Annotated in this window: 14 protein-coding genes; 9 read left to right on the forward strand and 5 right to left on the reverse strand. The window is 66.5% G+C overall.

The window, feature by feature from the left end; genetic code table 11:
* Nucleotides 1-77: 77 nt before the first annotated feature.
* The 4 genes from AC5FRZ_RS16795 to AC5FRZ_RS16810 form a co-directional block, all read right to left on the reverse strand.
* Nucleotides 78-2,147 (reverse strand): hypothetical protein, encoded by a 2,070-nt coding sequence (locus tag AC5FRZ_RS16795; protein WP_493565183.1) that lies wholly within the window; start codon nt 2,145-2,147, stop codon nt 78-80.
* Between the two features lie 2 nt (nt 2,148-2,149).
* Nucleotides 2,150-2,692, reverse strand: coding sequence for a hypothetical protein (locus tag AC5FRZ_RS16800; RefSeq protein WP_493565184.1), 543 nt, complete (start codon nt 2,690-2,692; stop codon nt 2,150-2,152).
* A 375-nt stretch (nt 2,693-3,067) separates the two neighbouring features.
* Nucleotides 3,068-4,777 (reverse strand): protein kinase domain-containing protein, encoded by a 1,710-nt coding sequence (locus AC5FRZ_RS16805; RefSeq protein WP_493565185.1) that lies wholly within the window; start codon nt 4,775-4,777, stop codon nt 3,068-3,070.
* A gap of 423 nt (nt 4,778-5,200) precedes the next feature.
* Nucleotides 5,201-6,667 (reverse strand): protein kinase domain-containing protein, encoded by a 1,467-nt coding sequence (locus tag AC5FRZ_RS16810; RefSeq protein ID WP_493565186.1) that lies wholly within the window; start codon nt 6,665-6,667, stop codon nt 5,201-5,203.
* A 204-nt stretch (nt 6,668-6,871) separates the two neighbouring features.
* Here AC5FRZ_RS16810 and AC5FRZ_RS16815 point away from each other — a divergent pair, with 204 nt between their 5' ends.
* The 3 genes from AC5FRZ_RS16815 to AC5FRZ_RS16825 all read left to right on the forward strand — a co-directional run bounded on the left by AC5FRZ_RS16815 (nt 6,872) and on the right by AC5FRZ_RS16825 (nt 11,575).
* Nucleotides 6,872-7,156, forward strand: a complete 285-nt coding sequence (locus AC5FRZ_RS16815) for a hypothetical protein (RefSeq protein WP_170095406.1) — start codon at nt 6,872-6,874, stop codon at nt 7,154-7,156.
* A gap of 82 nt (nt 7,157-7,238) precedes the next feature.
* Nucleotides 7,239-10,139 carry an outer membrane protein assembly factor BamB family protein gene (locus AC5FRZ_RS16820; RefSeq protein ID WP_493565187.1) on the forward strand — a complete coding sequence of 967 codons (2,901 nt, stop codon included), beginning with the start codon at nt 7,239-7,241 and terminating at the stop codon, nt 10,137-10,139.
* 56 nt (nt 10,140-10,195) lie between these two features.
* The gene (locus AC5FRZ_RS16825) at nt 10,196-11,575 is read left to right on the forward strand and encodes a serine/threonine-protein kinase (RefSeq protein WP_493565188.1); all 1,380 of its coding nucleotides are present in this window, start codon (nt 10,196-10,198) and stop codon (nt 11,573-11,575) included.
* Here the strand turns inward: AC5FRZ_RS16825 and AC5FRZ_RS16830 are convergent.
* Nucleotides 11,569-12,405, reverse strand: a complete 837-nt coding sequence (locus AC5FRZ_RS16830) for a TCP-1/cpn60 chaperonin family protein (RefSeq protein WP_153554979.1) — start codon at nt 12,403-12,405, stop codon at nt 11,569-11,571. The genes AC5FRZ_RS16825 and AC5FRZ_RS16830 overlap by 7 nt on opposite strands.
* A gap of 120 nt (nt 12,406-12,525) precedes the next feature.
* On the opposite strand from AC5FRZ_RS16830, the gene AC5FRZ_RS16835 reads away from it, so the two are divergent.
* From AC5FRZ_RS16835 to AC5FRZ_RS16860, 6 genes are all read left to right on the forward strand, one after another.
* Entirely contained in the window at nt 12,526-12,963 is a 438-nt protein-coding gene (locus tag AC5FRZ_RS16835) for a DUF1810 domain-containing protein (RefSeq protein WP_372480946.1), read from the forward strand.
* 136 nt (nt 12,964-13,099) lie between these two features.
* A complete protein-coding gene (locus AC5FRZ_RS16840) occupies nt 13,100-14,140 on the forward strand; it encodes a restriction endonuclease (protein ID WP_493565189.1) in 1,041 nt (346 codons plus the stop codon).
* A gap of 156 nt (nt 14,141-14,296) precedes the next feature.
* Nucleotides 14,297-14,725 carry a hypothetical protein gene (locus AC5FRZ_RS16845; protein WP_372480944.1) on the forward strand — a complete coding sequence of 143 codons (429 nt, stop codon included), beginning with the start codon at nt 14,297-14,299 and terminating at the stop codon, nt 14,723-14,725.
* Nucleotides 14,712-15,599, forward strand: coding sequence for a serine/threonine protein kinase (locus AC5FRZ_RS16850; protein ID WP_493565190.1), 888 nt, complete (start codon nt 14,712-14,714; stop codon nt 15,597-15,599). Before AC5FRZ_RS16845 ends, AC5FRZ_RS16850 begins: the two co-directional genes overlap by 14 nt.
* Before the next feature lie 316 nt (nt 15,600-15,915).
* Entirely contained in the window at nt 15,916-16,755 is an 840-nt protein-coding gene (locus AC5FRZ_RS16855; protein ID WP_170095400.1) for a ParA family protein, read from the forward strand.
* A complete protein-coding gene (locus AC5FRZ_RS16860; RefSeq protein ID WP_493565191.1) occupies nt 16,752-17,210 on the forward strand; it encodes a DUF7970 domain-containing protein in 459 nt (152 codons plus the stop codon). Before AC5FRZ_RS16855 ends, AC5FRZ_RS16860 begins: the two co-directional genes overlap by 4 nt.
* Nucleotides 17,211-17,215: the final 5 nt, after the last annotated feature.

Raw genomic sequence — 17,215 nt, forward strand, 5'->3', positions numbered from 1 at the left:
CAGTTCCGTGCTGAACTGGTGCCTGGACTGATCGACAAAAACAGCGGAAACGGTGCTTTGGACTGTCTGACGGCGATTCAGCTGACGACGAAACAGAGCCCGTCGGCGGTGTTGGGGTAGCCAGTCTCGCCGTAGCCGTCGTCGGCCAGTCGTTCGAAAGCGGCCCGCACGATGTGTGGGCCGAAGTCGTGTTCGTCGACGACTGCGTGGTGCTGGACGACTTCGGTCATCGGGTCGTCGACGTAGTCGTTTCGCAGGACCTCGATGCAGTCGGCGACGCGCTCGCTGTCCACCGCACGCGTGAACAGATCGACGTTCTCGGAGACGAGGCGGTCGTTCCGGTCGTAGAGCAGCTCGTTGGACTGGATGTCGACCAGACAGACGCTCACCTGCTGGTCGAACCGAGACCGGGCGGCGTCCTCGTTCTGGACGAACGCTTCCACGTCGTCGGTCCAGCCGGTGGGTGAGGCGATGCCGATCAGGTGGGTCGTGTCGTTCGACTCGGCGCGGGCGACCGTCTCGTTGACGACATCGATGAGATCGTCGAGGCCGGCGGGCCGCGCGTCGAAGCCGTTCGCGGCGAAGGCTTCGAGGTTGGCGGCGACGACGGCCTCGACGACCAGCTTCGTCTCCGAGAACGCGACGAACTTGTTCGTCCGCACGCGGTAGGTCGAGAACCGTCCGACCGGGTACCGGTCGACCGTGGTCTCGTCGTCCAGTACGTCTGCGACGATCGATCGATGGTCACCGGTGAAGTGTCGCCGTCGGTCCTCCCAGAACCCTTCCGGGATCTCGAAGCGCTCGCCACCGGGGAGCGTCAGGTGGGTCGCCTCCTCGACGGAGGTCTCGAACCGCGTGACGTAGTCCATCTCGTACAGCCGCGCCACTTCCGCGCGGATCGCCTTCCCGTCGGGCTCCTCGTGCTGGCTCCGGACGGATTCGGCGATCTCACTGACTCGGTCGTCCAGTTCGTCGACCTGGTCGACCCGCTGTTCGGCCGTCGCGACTCGCTCTTCGAGGTCGCCAAACTCCTGGTCCAGTCGATCCCCGGTCGTCTCCAGGCGCTCGCGCTCGTTCCGTAGCCGCTGGATCTCGGCGCTGAGATCGCCTTTCCGCTCCGAGAGGCGTTCGAGTTCGTCTTCGAGCAGCGACGCGGCTTTCGACGCGGCCTCGTCCTGTAGTTCCTGGCGGGTCTCCTCGCGGGCCGCCTCTAGCTGGTCGATCTGGGCTTCGAGATCGTCTTCCAGCGTCGAGATCGTGTCGAGCTTCTCCGAGATCTCTCGTCTGTCCGCGGAGCGTTGTTCCGAGAGGGTCGCGATCTGGTCTTTGATCTCGTCGAGTTCGCCTTCGACGGCGTTTGCGTCGACGCCGCCGGTCGCCATCTCCGACTGGAGGCGGCTCATCTCGGTCCGGAGGGCTCGCTCTTGATCCCGGAGGCTGTGGTGGATCGTCTCCGAGAGCGACTCCAGTTCGTCCCGGACCGTCGCTTCGACGGCCTCTCGCTCGGATTTCGCGTCCCGGGCCGCTTTCGCGGCACTGACGATCCCTTCGATGGTGTTCGGGAGCCCGTGGTGTTTGATGTAGAGGAAGACGGCCTCGTCGGCGAGTTCGAAGAACTCCTCGAACTCCTGCTGGAAGTACGAGATCGTCGCCCCGCGGATCTCGTTCGACGACGTGTCCAGCAGCGACTCTCTGAGGTCGGCCTGGGCCTCGAGTTCCTCGCTGACGAACTCGTGGACCTTCCCGTCCTTGTTCTTGATGTTGGTCTCCAGGTTCTCTTCGTCGATCTGTTTGAACTTCCGGCGGAAATCGTCGAACTGCCTGACGAACTCGCGTTCTCCCGCCTCGAACTGGTCGACGAACCCCTTCGACTCGGGGTCCGCCTCGGCGGCCTCTTCGATCGCCGTCGCCAGGAGCAACTTCGCGGCCTCGAAGGAGGCCAGTTCGTTTTCCTTCGTCGCCTCGGGGATCGACTCCCGGTGTTCGGGGTAGAAGTCCCACTCGTACTCCTCTTTGTTCTGTTCGAGCTGGTTGTACAGGTCTCGTCGGCGCTGTGCCGAGTAGTTCGCTAGTTCGACCAGGTCCTTCTGCAAGACCTGGTGGGCTGGATACGTCAGCTCCTCGCGCTTGTCTTTGATCGTTCCCATTGTTAGGCAATCATGTACCCGATCTCTTCTTCGATGAATTCACGGAGAAACTCCGGTGCCTCTCCGAAACCGTCGATGACGACGTGGAGTCGGACCGCGTTCTGTTCTCGTTCTCGGATGTCGTACTGGATCTCGGCTCGCCCCTTCTTCGTGTAGACTGCCCAGAGGCTCTCTCCTTCGGCGGTCGACCCCTGATCGACCGCCTTTCGCTTTTTCATGATGGACTCCATCGCCCACTCGACGCGTTCGGCATCGACGTCGTCGAACGTCTCGTCGATCGTCGCCTGGACCTGCGTCGCCTCGGTGTCGACGCGGTTCAGTTCGTACGCCGACAGCTCCTCTTCTGGCACTTTCGCCGCCAGCTGGTCGTACAGCTCGTCGATGTCGACGTCTCGCACGACGCGGGACATGCCGTCGAGGGACTCGATCGTCCCGTCCTCCCAGTTGTCGAGCAGGTACTCCGCGCGCTTTCGCTCGCGCTCGTCTTCGTAGTCGACGACGACGAGGTACGCACCGTCCTCGCTCATCTCGGTGCTGCCCTCCACTGATCCGGGTGCTCCGTCGAGACGCCGGCTGGCGTCGACCGACTCATACACCCATTCGTCGCGTCTCTCATCTCTCTGGCACAACGTTCCGTCTCCAACTATAAACAATTTCTCCACATTGGACACAACTGTCCGTCGGCCGGAAATCTGGGCGCGACGCGTCGGCTCCGACACCTTCGCGCTCACCCCGCTTCGCAGGCCGCTCGGTGGGTGTCACGTCACTCGCACAGGTCGATCACGTCGTCCAGCGTCCACTCGTCGTCGGCCACCTCGAAATCGAGCGACCAGTCGGGGAGGTACCGATCGTCGATTGCCAGTGCGTCTGCGACGGCGGCGAGATACTCGTCGCCCGGCGCAAGTCGCTCGACACGGCTGCTACGGCGTGTCGTCGACGAGATCGTCCAGCGCGTCGGCGAGGTAGATCGCCCGACCGTACCGCTCCGAGGGGGCCGGTGCGAGCGCGGTCTGGACGACCTCGTCGACCGACGACGGCAGTTCGGGGCGCAGTTCCGACGGCGGCGTCGGGAGCGACCGCTCGGCGACCGACTCTCCCTCGGCTCCCGTCGCCGTCGGCACCGCTCCGGTCAGCAGTTCGTAGAGCACCGCCCCGAGCTGATAGATGTCTGTCCGGTGGTCGAGTTCCCGGTCGGACTCGAACTGCTCGGGGGCGGCGTAGCGGGGATCGAGCGCCGTCGGATCGTCGCCGCTGCGCTGTGTCTTCGCGACGCCCCAGTCGCCGATCTTGGGGAGGTCCCACGCTTCGTCGGACGTCGAGGCGAAGAGGACGTTTCGGGCCCGGAGATCGAAGTGCCGGACGCCGAGGTGGTGTACGTCGGCGAGGGTCTCGGCCAGCACGCTCGCGATCCACAGTCCCTCGTCGATCGCGAGCCCGTCGTCGGCGTCGCGGAGGCGCTGGCGCAGGTCGCCGCCGGTCAGACGCTCCATCGCGATCCAGGGCCGCGGTACCTTCCCCCAGTCGACGACGCTGACGACGTGGGGGTGGTCGTCACACTGGCCCCACAGCTTCGCCGCTTCGACGAACTGGTCGATCGTCGCTCTGGCCAGCGTCCCCTCGTCGGACAGGCGCTTGACCGCGAGCTCCGCGTCCGGGGACGATTCGACCGTCGCCGCCCTGACCTCTGCGAAGCCGCCGTCGCCGACGCGCTCGCCGATCGTCAGCTCGCTGTAGGCGACCGACTCGGGCAGCGGCGGCTCGACTGGCTCGGGCACTCTCTCGGCGGGTCTGGCGACCGTCGTCGCGGCGTCGGGCTCGTCGTTCGCTGCGGTGTCTGGGCTCTGTGGCTCGGCTGTCTGGTCAGCTGTCGTTGCTCCCTCGTCGGTCACGCGCAGGTCGGTCTCGTCCGTGATCGTCGCGACCTCGCTGGTGGCTACATCCGGTTCGACGGAGCGGACTTCGGCAACGACGGCGTCGTCTGGTGCCTGCACGTCGGGAGGGTAATCTTCGTCCCCCACAGGTTCGATGTCGAGTCCCTCGGTCGACACTTCTATTCGGTCGCCCTCCTGGACCGGACGCCCGGCCAGTTGTCTCGCCAGCGGATCATCCACTCCACGAAGACGGCCGTGGACAGACAGATCGACAGTGTCTGCCGCCACCGTGAGCGCCGGAGACACAGTGACGGTCTCGCCCAGCGCCGCGTCCGCATTTTTTCGCTGGAGTGCGTTACAGCGGACGATTCCGAGGCCCCTGTCAGCCGTCTCGGCGTCGGTGACGACACACGGCGTCCGCTCGTCGCCGGCCAACCAGATCACGTCCCCGCTTTCGATTTCGAGTTCTCGTTTCGCGGTCGCGTCGAGTGCGACTCCCGATTCCCCAAGATCGGTTCCGGGCGGGACTTGACCGACCCGGAGGTCCACGACGCGTGGCGACCGGGGCTCGTCGATCCCGACCGCCAGGTGACACTCGCCCTCGTGGATCTCGGTCGAGTAGACCCCGACGACCGCCTGGCCGCCTTCGCCCGCCAGGCTGTGGACGAGCACCGGCTCGGACTCGACCGTCGTCGTCCCGAAGTCCGTCGAGAACTGCTCTGTCGTCGTCACGAACCGCGGCGGCTCGTCGTCCGTCATCGCGCGCTCCGCTGGAAGCTGGCGGTTCCGACGAGGCCTGTTCTGCACGACGTTGCGACCATTCTGTCGTCGCCACTGTTTCCGTGCCACCGTCTCAACTCTTGTGCTTCGCGGAGAGTTCTGGTTTTAACATCCGTCCACTGGTCACTCCGACCATGGCTGCTGACTTCGAAGCTATCGACGCCGGGTGGCGCGTCGGGATCTCGGTCCTCACCGTCGATGGGGTGACCGATGTCACCGAGGAGTGATACGACCGGCTGTCCATCTGTGACCGATTTCGCCACCCCGGGGTGGCGAAGCTCTTCACGAAGTGACAGCCGGCAGTATGAGCCGTTCGGCGACTGTCGAACGGCCCCTGGCGAGCGGAGGGGCGACTCGTGAGCGACACCGACGAGGGCGAGGCCCACCTCGACGAGCTGTAGCTCAGAGCTGTGCCCGGAGCTGGGACTGGAGGCGCTCGACGGTACTGAACCGCTCCGCTGGCTCCTTTCGCAGCGCCTTCATCACGGCGTCGCTGACGGCCTGCGGGACGCGATCGTCGACCGCCGCCGGTGGCTCGGGCTCTTCGGTGAGGATCGCGTTCATCAGCGCGACGCTGTTGCCCTCGAAGGGCGGCCGGCCGGTCAGCACCTCGTACATGAGGACGCCGAGCTGGTAGATGTCCGTCTTGCTGCTGGGGTCGCCGAACTCCTCGGCGTCGAACTGCTCGGGGGCGGCGTAGGTCGGCGACATGCCCTCGACGGTCGGCTGGTGTTCTTTGAGCGTGCGTGCCAGCCCCCAGTCGGCGACCTTCGGCACGTCCCAGCTTCCCTCGCCGGTCCGGCGAAACAGGACGTTCTCGGGCTTGAGATCCAGGTGGAGGACGCCCGTCTGGTCGTGGCGAACTCCCTGCGCGATCCGTTCGCACGTCCAGACGGCCTGCTCGATGGAAAACTCCGAGAGCCGCTCGCGCAGCGTGCCGCCGTCCATGTACTCTATGGCGATCCAGGGCTTGGGCTGTGTCCCGCTGTCGACGACGCCGACGACGTGGTCCCGGGGCGACAGCAACGACCACGTCTCCGCCTCCTGCTCGAAGTCCTCGATCACCGACGACGTGATCGTCCCCTCGAAGTTCGGTACCTTCAGCGCGACCGTCGTCGGCTCACCGTCGACGCGGTACTGTGCCTCGTGAACGACGCCGCTGCCCCCGTGTCCGAGCTGCTCCTCGATCTCGAAATCGGCGTACGCCAGCTCCTCTCGGGCTGGACTCTGCACGCTCGCCACGTCGGGCACTTTCGAGGCCGTCTCGACCGTCGTCGCAGTAGACGACTGCGTGTCGGCCGACGCCTCGGTGGCTGCCGTCGATTCGGTCTCCTCGGTGTTCTCGGCCGCCGATTCCGTCTCGGTCGCAGACGCCGCCTCGGCCGTCGACGCCGATTCGTCGCTCGCTTCGTCCGGCGACGCGTCGGTCGTTTGCTGTCCTTCCGTCTGCTCTGTGTCCTGGCCTGCTGTCGCTTCCGTCCGTCTCTCTCCTTCGAGGGCATCCGCTTCCGTCGCCTCGCTCGACTGTCCCTCGTCCGAGCCGAAGGCGGCTGCACACGTCCGGAGTCCGGACTGAAGCTCCGCCAGCCCGGCGTTTGCCGCTTCGATCGTCTCGACGACGTCACCGGTCGTCACCGCGCCCTCTGCCGTCGGCTCGATGAGGTTCTCCTCTTCCAGCACTCGCAGCGAGTATCGGAGCTCGTGGTGGGGGTGGTCAAGCACTTCGGCGAGATCGGTGATCCCCGCGGGCTCCTGTTCGAGGACGGTTCGGAGCACGGTCAGATTCCGCCCGGTGAGCTCGGCCTCGCTCTCGACCGTTTCGAATATCTCCGTGAGCGTCGGCGTCTCCTCTTCCTCGGAATCCGTCATTATCACAGCATCCGCGTGCCAAAAGTAATAGCTTGTCCCGAGTGTTCGGGATCGCTCCGGCGTTTCGACGCGCGTTTTCCAACGGTGGTCCGTCGCGTTCCCGATCTCATTTGTCTCCATTCTGGAGATTCAATATTGAATCTTTCAAAGCCAAATCTTTATGTGTCTGGTGTGCATCGGACGACGTACTGGGAGCGATCCAACATGGCACTATCACTGTGGACGCTGGCGCTGGCACTGCTCGTCAATCTCGTACTCGGTGCGGTCCTCGTACTGGGCGTGTTCACGCTGATGGAGCAGCGCATCTTGCTCGGGGCCATCGCGGGGCTGGTCATCGGCGGCATCGTCGTCTACGCAGAGGCGACTATCGGCGCACAGCTGTTCTCGCTGACGTTCGAAGAGAAGCGACTGATCGTCGTCCTGGCGGGCATCGGAGCGGCGCTGGGAATCTCGGGGACGATGCTGACGATCGAACCGGAGATCAACTGACGCCGTCGGCCGTCACTCTCTCACGAAAACGTTCAACACCTGTTCCGACGTACGATCTGAGAGATGAGGGTTCGGTGAGAGAATGAGTGTCGATGCACTGCAGCGGGTGTCTCGTCTCCGATCTAAAGCCGACTCCGAGCGCCACACTGTCACTGCAGACGAGATCGAGGAACTCACTGAACTGCTGGAGTATCGCCAACCGACGGCTCCAGCGTCGTCCGCGGAATCGGCCGAGACCCCTCTGGACGGCGGGGACGTTCGCGCTGGGGCGGCTCTGGCACTTGCGGCCGTCGCTCGGGACCGACCAGACGCCGTCGTTCCTGCCGTGGATGGTCTCAGACAGTGCCTCACTGACACCCATCCGGGTTTACGTGGGAACGCCGCCCTCGCACTCGCTGCGGTCGCGGAGGGACACCCCGAGGAGGTCCGACCGGCGGTTCCCGACCTCCGGACGCTCCTTTATGAGGCGCGCAGCGCGACACGCGCCACTGTGACGCCAGCGGAGTATCCCGAATCGATCCAGCCGCTGGTCGCGGAGCTCCGGTCGCTGCGAAACGACGAGCGTGACACGGCGCGTGCTGCCGGTGCCATCGCGCTCAAAAACGTCGCGAGCGCCTATCCCAGATCCGTCGTCCCCGTCGTCGACTCGCTTCTGACACTCCTCGACGAGGAGAAAGCCGCGACACGCACTGCGGCCGTCGAGGCGTTGCAAAACGTCGCCAGCGAACGACCGACTGCGATCGAACCGGCCATCGACGATCTGCAGGACACACTCGACGACGACGACCAGCGCGTACGCGAAGCCGCCGAACGGGCGCTTGCGGTGCTCGACGGTGACTCTGTCGAGAGTGCAGCCGCCGAAGAGACCGCTCAGGCTGCGTCGAACCGCCAGCAACACCAACGAACCACGACCATGGACTCTGCTCACGAACCAGATCTCGACGAGGGAGGAGAGACGCCGTCGGTGTCGCTCGACCCGTCCGCACTGCGCCACGACGACGTCATCGGCCGCACCGCGACGACGGTCGTGCATCGGGTCCGTCGCCCCGGCGAGGACGGGCCGGCCGACATCGCCGTGAAACACCCCGCTCGACACGGGACGCTGACCGAGGAGACGATCGACGGGTTCGATCACGAGGCCCGCCAGTGGGCCGGCCTCGACGACCACCCGAACGTCGTCTCGGTGATCGACTGGGGGTACGACCCACTCCCCTGGCTCCGCGGCGATGCGCCGGTGCCCTGGATCGCCACGGAGGTCGTCGACGGACCGGACCTTCGCGCCGTCGCCGAGGACGCGACGGTCGAGCAGTCGCTCTGGACCGCACAGCGACTCGTCGACGCGGTCTGGCACGCCCACCACCGCGGCGTCGTCCACCTCGATCTGAAGCCGTCGAACGTGCTGTTTACCCCCGGCGAGCCCGACCGGTGGCCGATTCCGAAGGTCGCCGACTGGGAGCTCTCCCGGTCGCTGCTGGGCCAGGGGGCCGCCGTCGGCATCTCGACGCCCGGCTATTGCGCCCCCGAACAGGACGGCCAGGGCACGACGGACCAGCGGACCGACCAGTTCCAGCTCGGGATCGTCCTCTACGAGCTGTTCACCGGGACGCATCCGTTCGTCGACGACCTCGCGGCCACCCCGCAGCGGGAGCGCATCGAGCGCGTCCTCGACGCCGATCACAGGCCGCCCAGCGAGCGCCGTCCAGAGTTGCCGGCCGCTCTCGACGACGTGTTCGAGCGCGCACTGGCGCGGGACCCGGCCGATCGGTACGAAGCGACGATCGACCTCCGTCGCGCCCTGGAGCGGATCGCTGGGGAGTGGGAGTCGACGCCGGACGACCGGGAGCGCGCGACCGAGCCCGCGACGGCAGACCGCGACCCCACTCCGACGACCGATCCCCCCGCGCCGGAAACGACGAGCACGGACCGCTCGGGGTCGACGGCCGACGACCGCGACTGGCCGACCCTCCACGGGAGCGCGTCGCGGTCCGGCCCGCGACAGAGTGCGGTCGGTCCCACGCCACCCGTCACCGAACGCTGGACGTTTCAGGCGGGCGATTCGATCAAGGGCGGACCGACCGTCGTCGACGACACGCTGTACGTCGGGAGCGACGATATGGCCGTCTACGCACTGGCGACGGCGTCCGGCGAGACGCGGTGGAGCTACGAGACGGACAATCCGGTCCAGTCGCCGCCGACGGTCGTCGACGGGACGGTGTACGTCGGCAGCCACGACAAGCACGTGTACGCGCTCGACGCTGCGACCGGAGAGACTCGCTGGGCGGTCGAAACGGGCGGGATGGTCGACGCCGCGCCCGCAGTGGTAGAGGGCACGGTGTACGTCGGCAGCTACGACAAGCACGTGTACGCGCTCGACGCCGCGACGGGAGACGAGCGGTGGGTCGTCGAGACCGACGGCAAGATCGGCGCGGTCCCCACTGTCGCCGACGGGACGGTGTACGCCTCCTGTGGGACCGGCATCCTCGCCGCGCTGGACGCCGACTCCGGCGAGCACCTGTGGCGCTACCCCACCGGCGGACCGGCGATGTCGACGCCGGGGGTCTCGGATGGCGTCCTCTATACGGGCACCAACGACGGGTGCGTCGTGGCCCTCGACGCCGACACGGGCACCGAGCGCTGGACGTTCGACGCCGGTGGTAACGGCCGGTCGGCACCGGCGATCTGTGGGGACACCGTGTACGCGGGCAGTATCGACGGCTACGTCCTCGCGATCGACGCGGACAGTGGCACCGAACGCTGGCGCTACGACACGACGGGACAGATCAACAGTGCGCCGGTCGTCGCCGCCGACACCCTCTTCGTCGGGAGCTGGGACGAGTGTCTGTACGCGCTGGACGCCGCGACGGGGGACGAGCGGTGGCACTACCGGGCCGGCAGTCTCATCGACGGGTCGCCAGCAGTGGCAGACGGGACGGTGTACGTCGCCACGCACGACGGCGTCGTGTCCGCGCTCGGCGAGGAGTAGACCACGGTCGCTGTCGTCGCCAAGCTTGATGTCGCTCTCTGCCCAACACCTGGCCAATGACTGATCCTCGGATTCCCGACCGCTCGGCGGTCGCGAGTCCGCCGCGTCGGGACCTCGATTACCGGACGATCGACGCTGCGAAGTCCCCGCTCGACGCCGGTGGACAGGCACTCGTCTACGAGGCGGCCGTCCCGGACGACGAGCCGCCCGATCGGATCGCTCTCAAGGAGCCCGCAGACCCCGGAACGCTGACCGGTGACGTGGTCGAGACGTTCCTGGAAGAGGCCCGCACCTGGGAGCTGGTCGACCGCCGCGAGCGCGAGAAGCGCCGGTGGGCCGACTCCGAGCACGTCGTCGGCGTGATCGACACCGGCGAGCGCCTGCCCTGGATCGCGATGGAGTTCATGGACGGCGGCGACCTCGCTCAGCGCCTCGACGGCACCGACGGGCTGGCACTGGACGAAGCCCTGTGGATCGGCGAGTGTGTCTGTCGCGGGATCGAACTCGCCCACAACTACGGGGTCGCCCACCTCGACGTCAAACCGTCGAACGTGCTGTTTCGAACCACGGCGGGCGACGCCTGGGACGTGCCGAAGCTCGCCGACTGGGGGCTCGCCCGCTCGCTCTCGGAACACACCCGCACGATGGAAGGGCTCTCGGTCACCTACGCCGCACCCGAGCAGTTCGAACCCGACGAGTTCGGCGACCCGGACATGCTGACCGACGTGTACCAGGTCGGAGCGCTGGTCTACGCGCTGCTCACCGGTCGCCCGCCCTACGTCGGCAACCGGATGAGCGTCATGCACGACGTCGTGTACGGTGATCCGCCAGCACCGCCGAGCGCGCACCGCGACGACGTGTCTCCGGCACTCGACGCCATCGTCTCGACCGCCCTCGAAACGAGCAAGCGCGACCGCTACGACGCCATCCAGATCTTCAGACAGGCACTCCAGGCGGCCCGGACGGATCGCGCGCTCCCTCCCATCGTCGCCGACCGCCTCTCGGCAGACGACCGCTCGCCCCGCGTCGACGCCGCAGAGAGCGCATCCACGGACGCCGATTCGACCGAAGTTGCCTCTAGCGAGGACGACGCGACGGACACGGACACCGACGACCCCGACGAGGACCTGACCTTCAGAGAGCGCGTCGAGCAGATCAGAGAGGAACGCTCCGAGGACGGCGAGTCTTCGGCGGACGACAGCCCCGAGACGGACGGCGATACGTCCGAGGACGACGCTGGAGGGAGCGGCGACCTGCGGACCGACGGCTGGTTCGACCCGGCTGCGTTCCCCGAGGGCAGCGAGCGAGACCTCGCGGCGGCAATCGACGGAATCGACTCCGGAACCGACGAGCTGTCACTCGCCGACGCGATCGCCAGGTGCGACGATCGCTCTCTCGCGGCGGTGCTCGCCGCGATGGACGCCCCCGATCACTGATCTCGCTCGGCGAGGACCGCCTCGATCCGTAACATTCGGGCCTCGCTTCGCTCGACGCTGACGATCAGGGACGTGCCGACCAGTGCGTCGACCACGTAGCGGAGGACGTAGTTCTTCGTCTGGGTCTCCTCGGTCTCTCGCATCGCTTCGATCGTCCCCCGATCGGAGAAGCCACGTACGAACGGCTCGCTGGCGGTCTCGTATCGAGATCGCAGATCGACGGCTCCGTCGATCGGGTCGACTCCTTTCTCGCTGGCGTGGAACCGGACGAGGTCGAACAGCGCGTCGGAGGCGGCCTCGACGACGAGTTGCTGGCGGCCCGCGACGCTGTGAGCGAAGTCGGCCACCCGCTGGCTGAGCACCATCGCCGTGGCACCGTTGCCCGGCACCCGGCCGTCGTCGTCGACCTGCTCCGCGATGTCTGCGAGCTGATCGACGATCTCGCCTTCCACCACGTCGAGCCCATCCGTGATCTCCTGGCGCGTCACGCCATCGGCCCAGAGCTCGGCGCAGTTGTGCAGGAGTCGCTGGGCCAGGACTCTCGTCTCGCGCGTGTCGAGGAACGCCGCCACCAGGTCGGGGTACTCGTCGGCGAGCGCCTCCGGCCGCTGGTCCGCGATCGCCAGTATCGTCCGCTGCACGTCGTCTCTGACCATCATCTCGTCGCGGCTGTAGCCCGCGGCTTCCAGGAGCTTTCGCAGCCGTGGCAGGTACGTGGCGACGACCGCCGGGTCGGACTGGGCCCGCGTCTTGAACTGGTCGGCTTCGGCCTGTAACTCAGATATCGACTTGTCGAAACGGCGCTCCATCTCCGAGTCGAGTCCTGCCATGTGGCCACGACGGCACGCCAGCGCCAAAACTGTTGAGTCTGCGCGCCCCCGCCGTGTTACCGACGGGTCTCGACGGTGACGCCGGGGCAACTAAGCACCAGCGCGTCGAACGGGCACTCGATGCCCAGTGCAGCGGACCCTCACGACCTACAGCGCTTCGTCGAGGCACAGGAGTCGGTCATCGGGACGGTCAAGCGGGAACTCCGGTCGGGCCAGAAACGCAGCCACTGGATGTGGTTCGTGTTCCCTCAGGTCGCCGGGCTCGGCCGGAGTGAGATGGCCCAGCGGTTCGCCATCGCCTCGCGAGCGGAAGCCGACGCCTACCTGCGCCATCCCACTCTCGGAGCCCGATTACGCGAGTGTACCGCGATCGTCAACGACCTTGAAGGGCGCTCTGCGAACGACATCTTCGGCTCGCCGGACGATCTGAAGTTCCGGTCGTCCATGACGCTGTTCGAGATGGTCGCCGACGATCCGACGCCGTTCGCCACGGCACTGGAGCGGTACTACGACGGCGACCGCGATCAGAAGACTCTCGATCTGCTGGAGGACAGCTGAACGCCGCCTCTGGCTGGCCGGTCTCGTTCAGAACCGCACTCTGCTCCTGCCCTCGAAGGTATCGAAGTCGAAGACGAGAACGGCGTGGGGGTGCTATGGAGACGTTTTATGCGCACACGGTGGCATACCTCCGGCAATGTTCGATTCGGTTGCGAGGGCTGTCGAGACCCTGACGGCTGAGTACGCTGCCCACTCCGATGTCGAGCCCGCCTTCGACCTCACGGAGTTTTTCGAACCCGCGCTCGACGATACCGAGCCACGCGAGACCGTCGGAGAGCGCCGCAAACGACGCTTTCGCTCGACGATCGAACGCGGACAGACGTTGTCCGAGCAGGTGTCTCTCTCACTGCCCATCGAGGCGATCACCGAACGACTCGTCGACGTAGCCAACGACCAGTCGATCGAAGCGCGTCGGCGCGCCGCGGTTCTCGACTACTGTGACGCTCTCTTCGCGTTCGCCGCGCTGGCGTTCGAACTCCAGGAGCGCTATCCCAGTGCGCCGGTCGCGACGGCCGTCGATCGACTCCGAGACGCCGGGGACGCCGCCGTCGCGGACGATCTGAGCGGCGGTCTCTCGTCGCTCCGGTCGGCCGGCCACGAGCTGTATCGCACCGCCGTCGTGGTCCGCCGTGCCGACCAGCTGTTCGCCGCGCTGTCGGCCGTCGGCGAACCACAGCTCGGACGCGCCGAGGCCACTCTCGGGGGGACACTGGACGAGGCGATCGCCGAGCGCGACACGGACCGCATCGACACCGTCGCCGAACGGCTGGACGCCGCCACCGACGGCGAGTGGACCAGCGACGATCTGCTGTCCTGTTCACACCGCGAGTTCGAGGTGCTGATCGCGGATCTCTGGCGAGAGGGCGGGTTCGACGCCCGGACCACGAAGTACGTCCAGGACTACAACGTCGACGTCATCGCCCAGGCCGACGGCACGCGCGAACTGATCCAGGCCAAACAGTACGAGCCGGGCAACACGGTCGGGGTGCGCACGGTCCAGCGGACCGCCGGGCTGCTCGTCGAGTTCGACGCCGACTCCGTCGCCGTCGTCACCAGTTCGAGCTTCACCGAGAACGCCAGAGAGAGCGTCGAGCGGATGAGCGAACAGGTCCGCCTCGTCGACGGCGAGCAGCTCTGTGAGCTGCTGACGCGCTCCCAGCTCGTCCCGTCGCTGTAGGGCAGCCACTCTCCCAGCCGCCACCCTCGCCCGGTGCAGTCGACGACGTGTCCCAGCGGCGTCGGAGCCCGTCGCCCGAGGGATCTCCACTCCGGCCGTCTTGAGTGGCGGTAGGCACCTTTATTACCGTCATCCAGCAAGCAACTCGTAACTGAGATGGGCCGACTCCGCACGTCGACGAAAGTCGTCTTCCCCGCAGTCTTCGTCGTCAGCCTCGGTATCGGATTCGTCGTATCGATGGTGGTTGACGTCCTCGGCCTCTCGCTCACTCCCCTGCAAACCAGTCTCGCTGGCGCGATCACCAGTGTCGTTCTCGTCGGTGCGACGTTGGTCGCGATCTACGGAATCCCACCGTGGCGGTCCGAGCGTCCGACTCCCGACGTCGATGTCGAGGACTTCGAGACACCGGCAGCGAACACAGCGCCCGACGACGACGCCGCCGAGACGGATCGATCTCTCACCTGCCCCAACTGCGGGACGGAGTTCGACTCGTCGGCCGCGTCGGTCGGCGACCGCTGTGGGGCGTGTGGCGACGGTTACCTGACGAGAGCCGGCGACAGGGTGGTGCTCGATGACGGCGAGTGAGTCCGTCCCGGAGCAGATCCCGGACGTGTCGCCGATCTCGGTCGACCTCTCTGCGGAACTCGACGTGCTGTCTTTCAAGCTCGCAGACAGGATCGCGACGGGGGCCAGCGGCGAGGTGTATCGGCACTCGCTCTCGGACGGCACTGCGATCGCCGTCAAGGTGCCCGACACCTCGGGGACGATCGACACGGCGGACCGCATCGAGCGCATCCTCCAAGAGGCCGAGAACTGGGCCGAGTTCGAGGGCCACGACCACGTCGTCAGTCTGGTCGATCACGGGAAGAGCAAGGGAAAGCCCTGGATCGCGATGGAGTACATGGACGGTGGCCACCTCGGCGAGTTCGTCGAGCGCGACGGGGTCCAGTCGCTCTGTCACGGGCTCTGGATCGCCCGGTGTATCGCCAGCGGCATCGAGGAAGCCCACTACCGCGGGGTCGCTCACTGCGACATCAAGCCACAGAACGTCCTGTTTCGGACCGTCGAGGACGGCTGGAACGTCCCGAAGATCGGCGACTGGGGGACCGCCAGCGCGCTCCTGGGGCCGAGTGACACGATCGGCGAGTACACGCCCCGGTACGCGGCCCCGGAACAGCACGCCCGACGGGTACAGAGCCGCCAGCAAAAGCGCGTCGACGTGTTCCAGTTCGGCATCCTCCTCTTCGTGCTCTTTACCGGCCGCCATCCGTACGGGAACACGTCCGAGCGTGCCCTCGACGAGGAGCCGCCCCGGCCCGCGGAGATCCGTCCCGGCGTTCCGAGAGCGCTCGAAGACGTCATTCTCCGCTGTCTGGAGCGCGCTCCCGCCGACCGATACGAGGACATCAGGCCGGTCTTGCACCGTCTCGACGAGTTCTGGGACGCGCTGTGTGACTAGACGGACGCCTGTGTGCAGTTGTATGGTCGCCGACGCGTATCGTTGGGTCGTCTACAGGTGATCGAGAGCCGACGCTCGACACCGGGCGTTCGATTCCGGGTCGCCGGCCGGCTGGGTCGGCCGGCGAACTCTCTCCGGTGGCTCGCTCTACTGGTTCGCACATCTGGCTCTGCTGGCTGAGTAGGATAGTTATTTGGGTTAGCTATTTTGAATATCTAGCTAACTCAGCTAATTGGCTTAGCTGAGTAACTCAGCTAGCTTAGCTGGCCGAGTCGTCTGACTGAGTTTTATAGCTGCGGCGCTCGACTGGGTAGCTATGCTGGCTTACACAGTGTACTCGGAGGCCGGCGGGGTCGGGAAGACGACCCTCGCCGCGAACCTCGCGAAGGCCGAGGTTCGGGCCGGTCGGCGCGTCCTCGTCGTCGACCTGGACACGCAGGAGGCGTCGCTGTCACACCTGCTCGACGTCGCCGACGACCGGAACAACGATCAGGCAGACAGTCTCTTGCGTCACATGATCGATCGTCCGCGAGGGGAGTTCTCGGATCTCGTCCGGACGAGCGAGGGCATCGACGTCGTGCCGGCCCACAACATCCTCGAGTACGCCTCGAAACATCTGCGCCGCCGCGAGGAGGAGGCCGCGGACTTCGGAGAGTCGTGGAACCCGAACAAGCAACTCCTCCGCGTCCTGCGGGAGGCCGGCGTCCACGAGACCTACGACACGCTGATCGTCGACCCGCCCGCCAGCGCGGACATCAAACTCCACAACGCGATCCACGCGACGCGCCACGTCGTCATCCCCTTCGAGCCCAGCGGCAAGGGGTACGAATCCGTGCAGGGACTCGACCAACTGGTCGGCGGACTCGAAGACCAGCTCGACATCGAGGTCGGCGTCCTCGCGGTCGTCCCGAACCGCTACAAGGGGATGAACGACCAGGATCGGTTCCTCGACGAACTGGCGGCCGACGGCTGGGAGCTGCCGATCAAGTTCCGCGAGCGGTCGTCGCTGCTGGAAGGGTGCTGGGCCGAGCAATGTACCGCATTCCGCTATATCGATGTCCACCGAGAGCGCGAACGCGACCACGAACTGGACACCCTCGAAAAGTACGACGAGCTGGCGGCACACATCCGCGAGATGCGGGCGGTGGAAGCATGAAGCAGGGTTCGACCGACGATCCGTTCGCCGACGACTCCGACGGCGAGAGTGGGGCGACGGCCGACGAACCGACCGACGCCGAGGAACGCGACGCTGCCGACCCGTCGTCGAGCGATCTCGAGAGCGACGAGCGGACGGACCCGTCACTCGACCCCGAGCCGTCGAGCCAGCAAAGCGGCCAGCGGTCCGCCGATCGCCAGTCCGACGACCAGCAACGCCACTCGCTGCCCTACATCCACGCTCGGGACGGCGTCAAGGACGGTCGGACCCAGCGCCCGGTCTTTCTCAGAGACGACGTCGAGGCGGGCATCGACGAACTCGTCGCCACGATGGAAGCCGAGTTCGGCGAGGACGTGTACAAGACCGACGTGACCGAGGCCGCGATGGTCGTCGCACAGGAACACCCGGAGCTCGTCGTCGCCGAACTCGAAGGCTGGGGCTACGGCTGGGACTGACAGCT

This window comes from Halomicrobium sp. HArcht1-1, assembly GCF_058933285.1.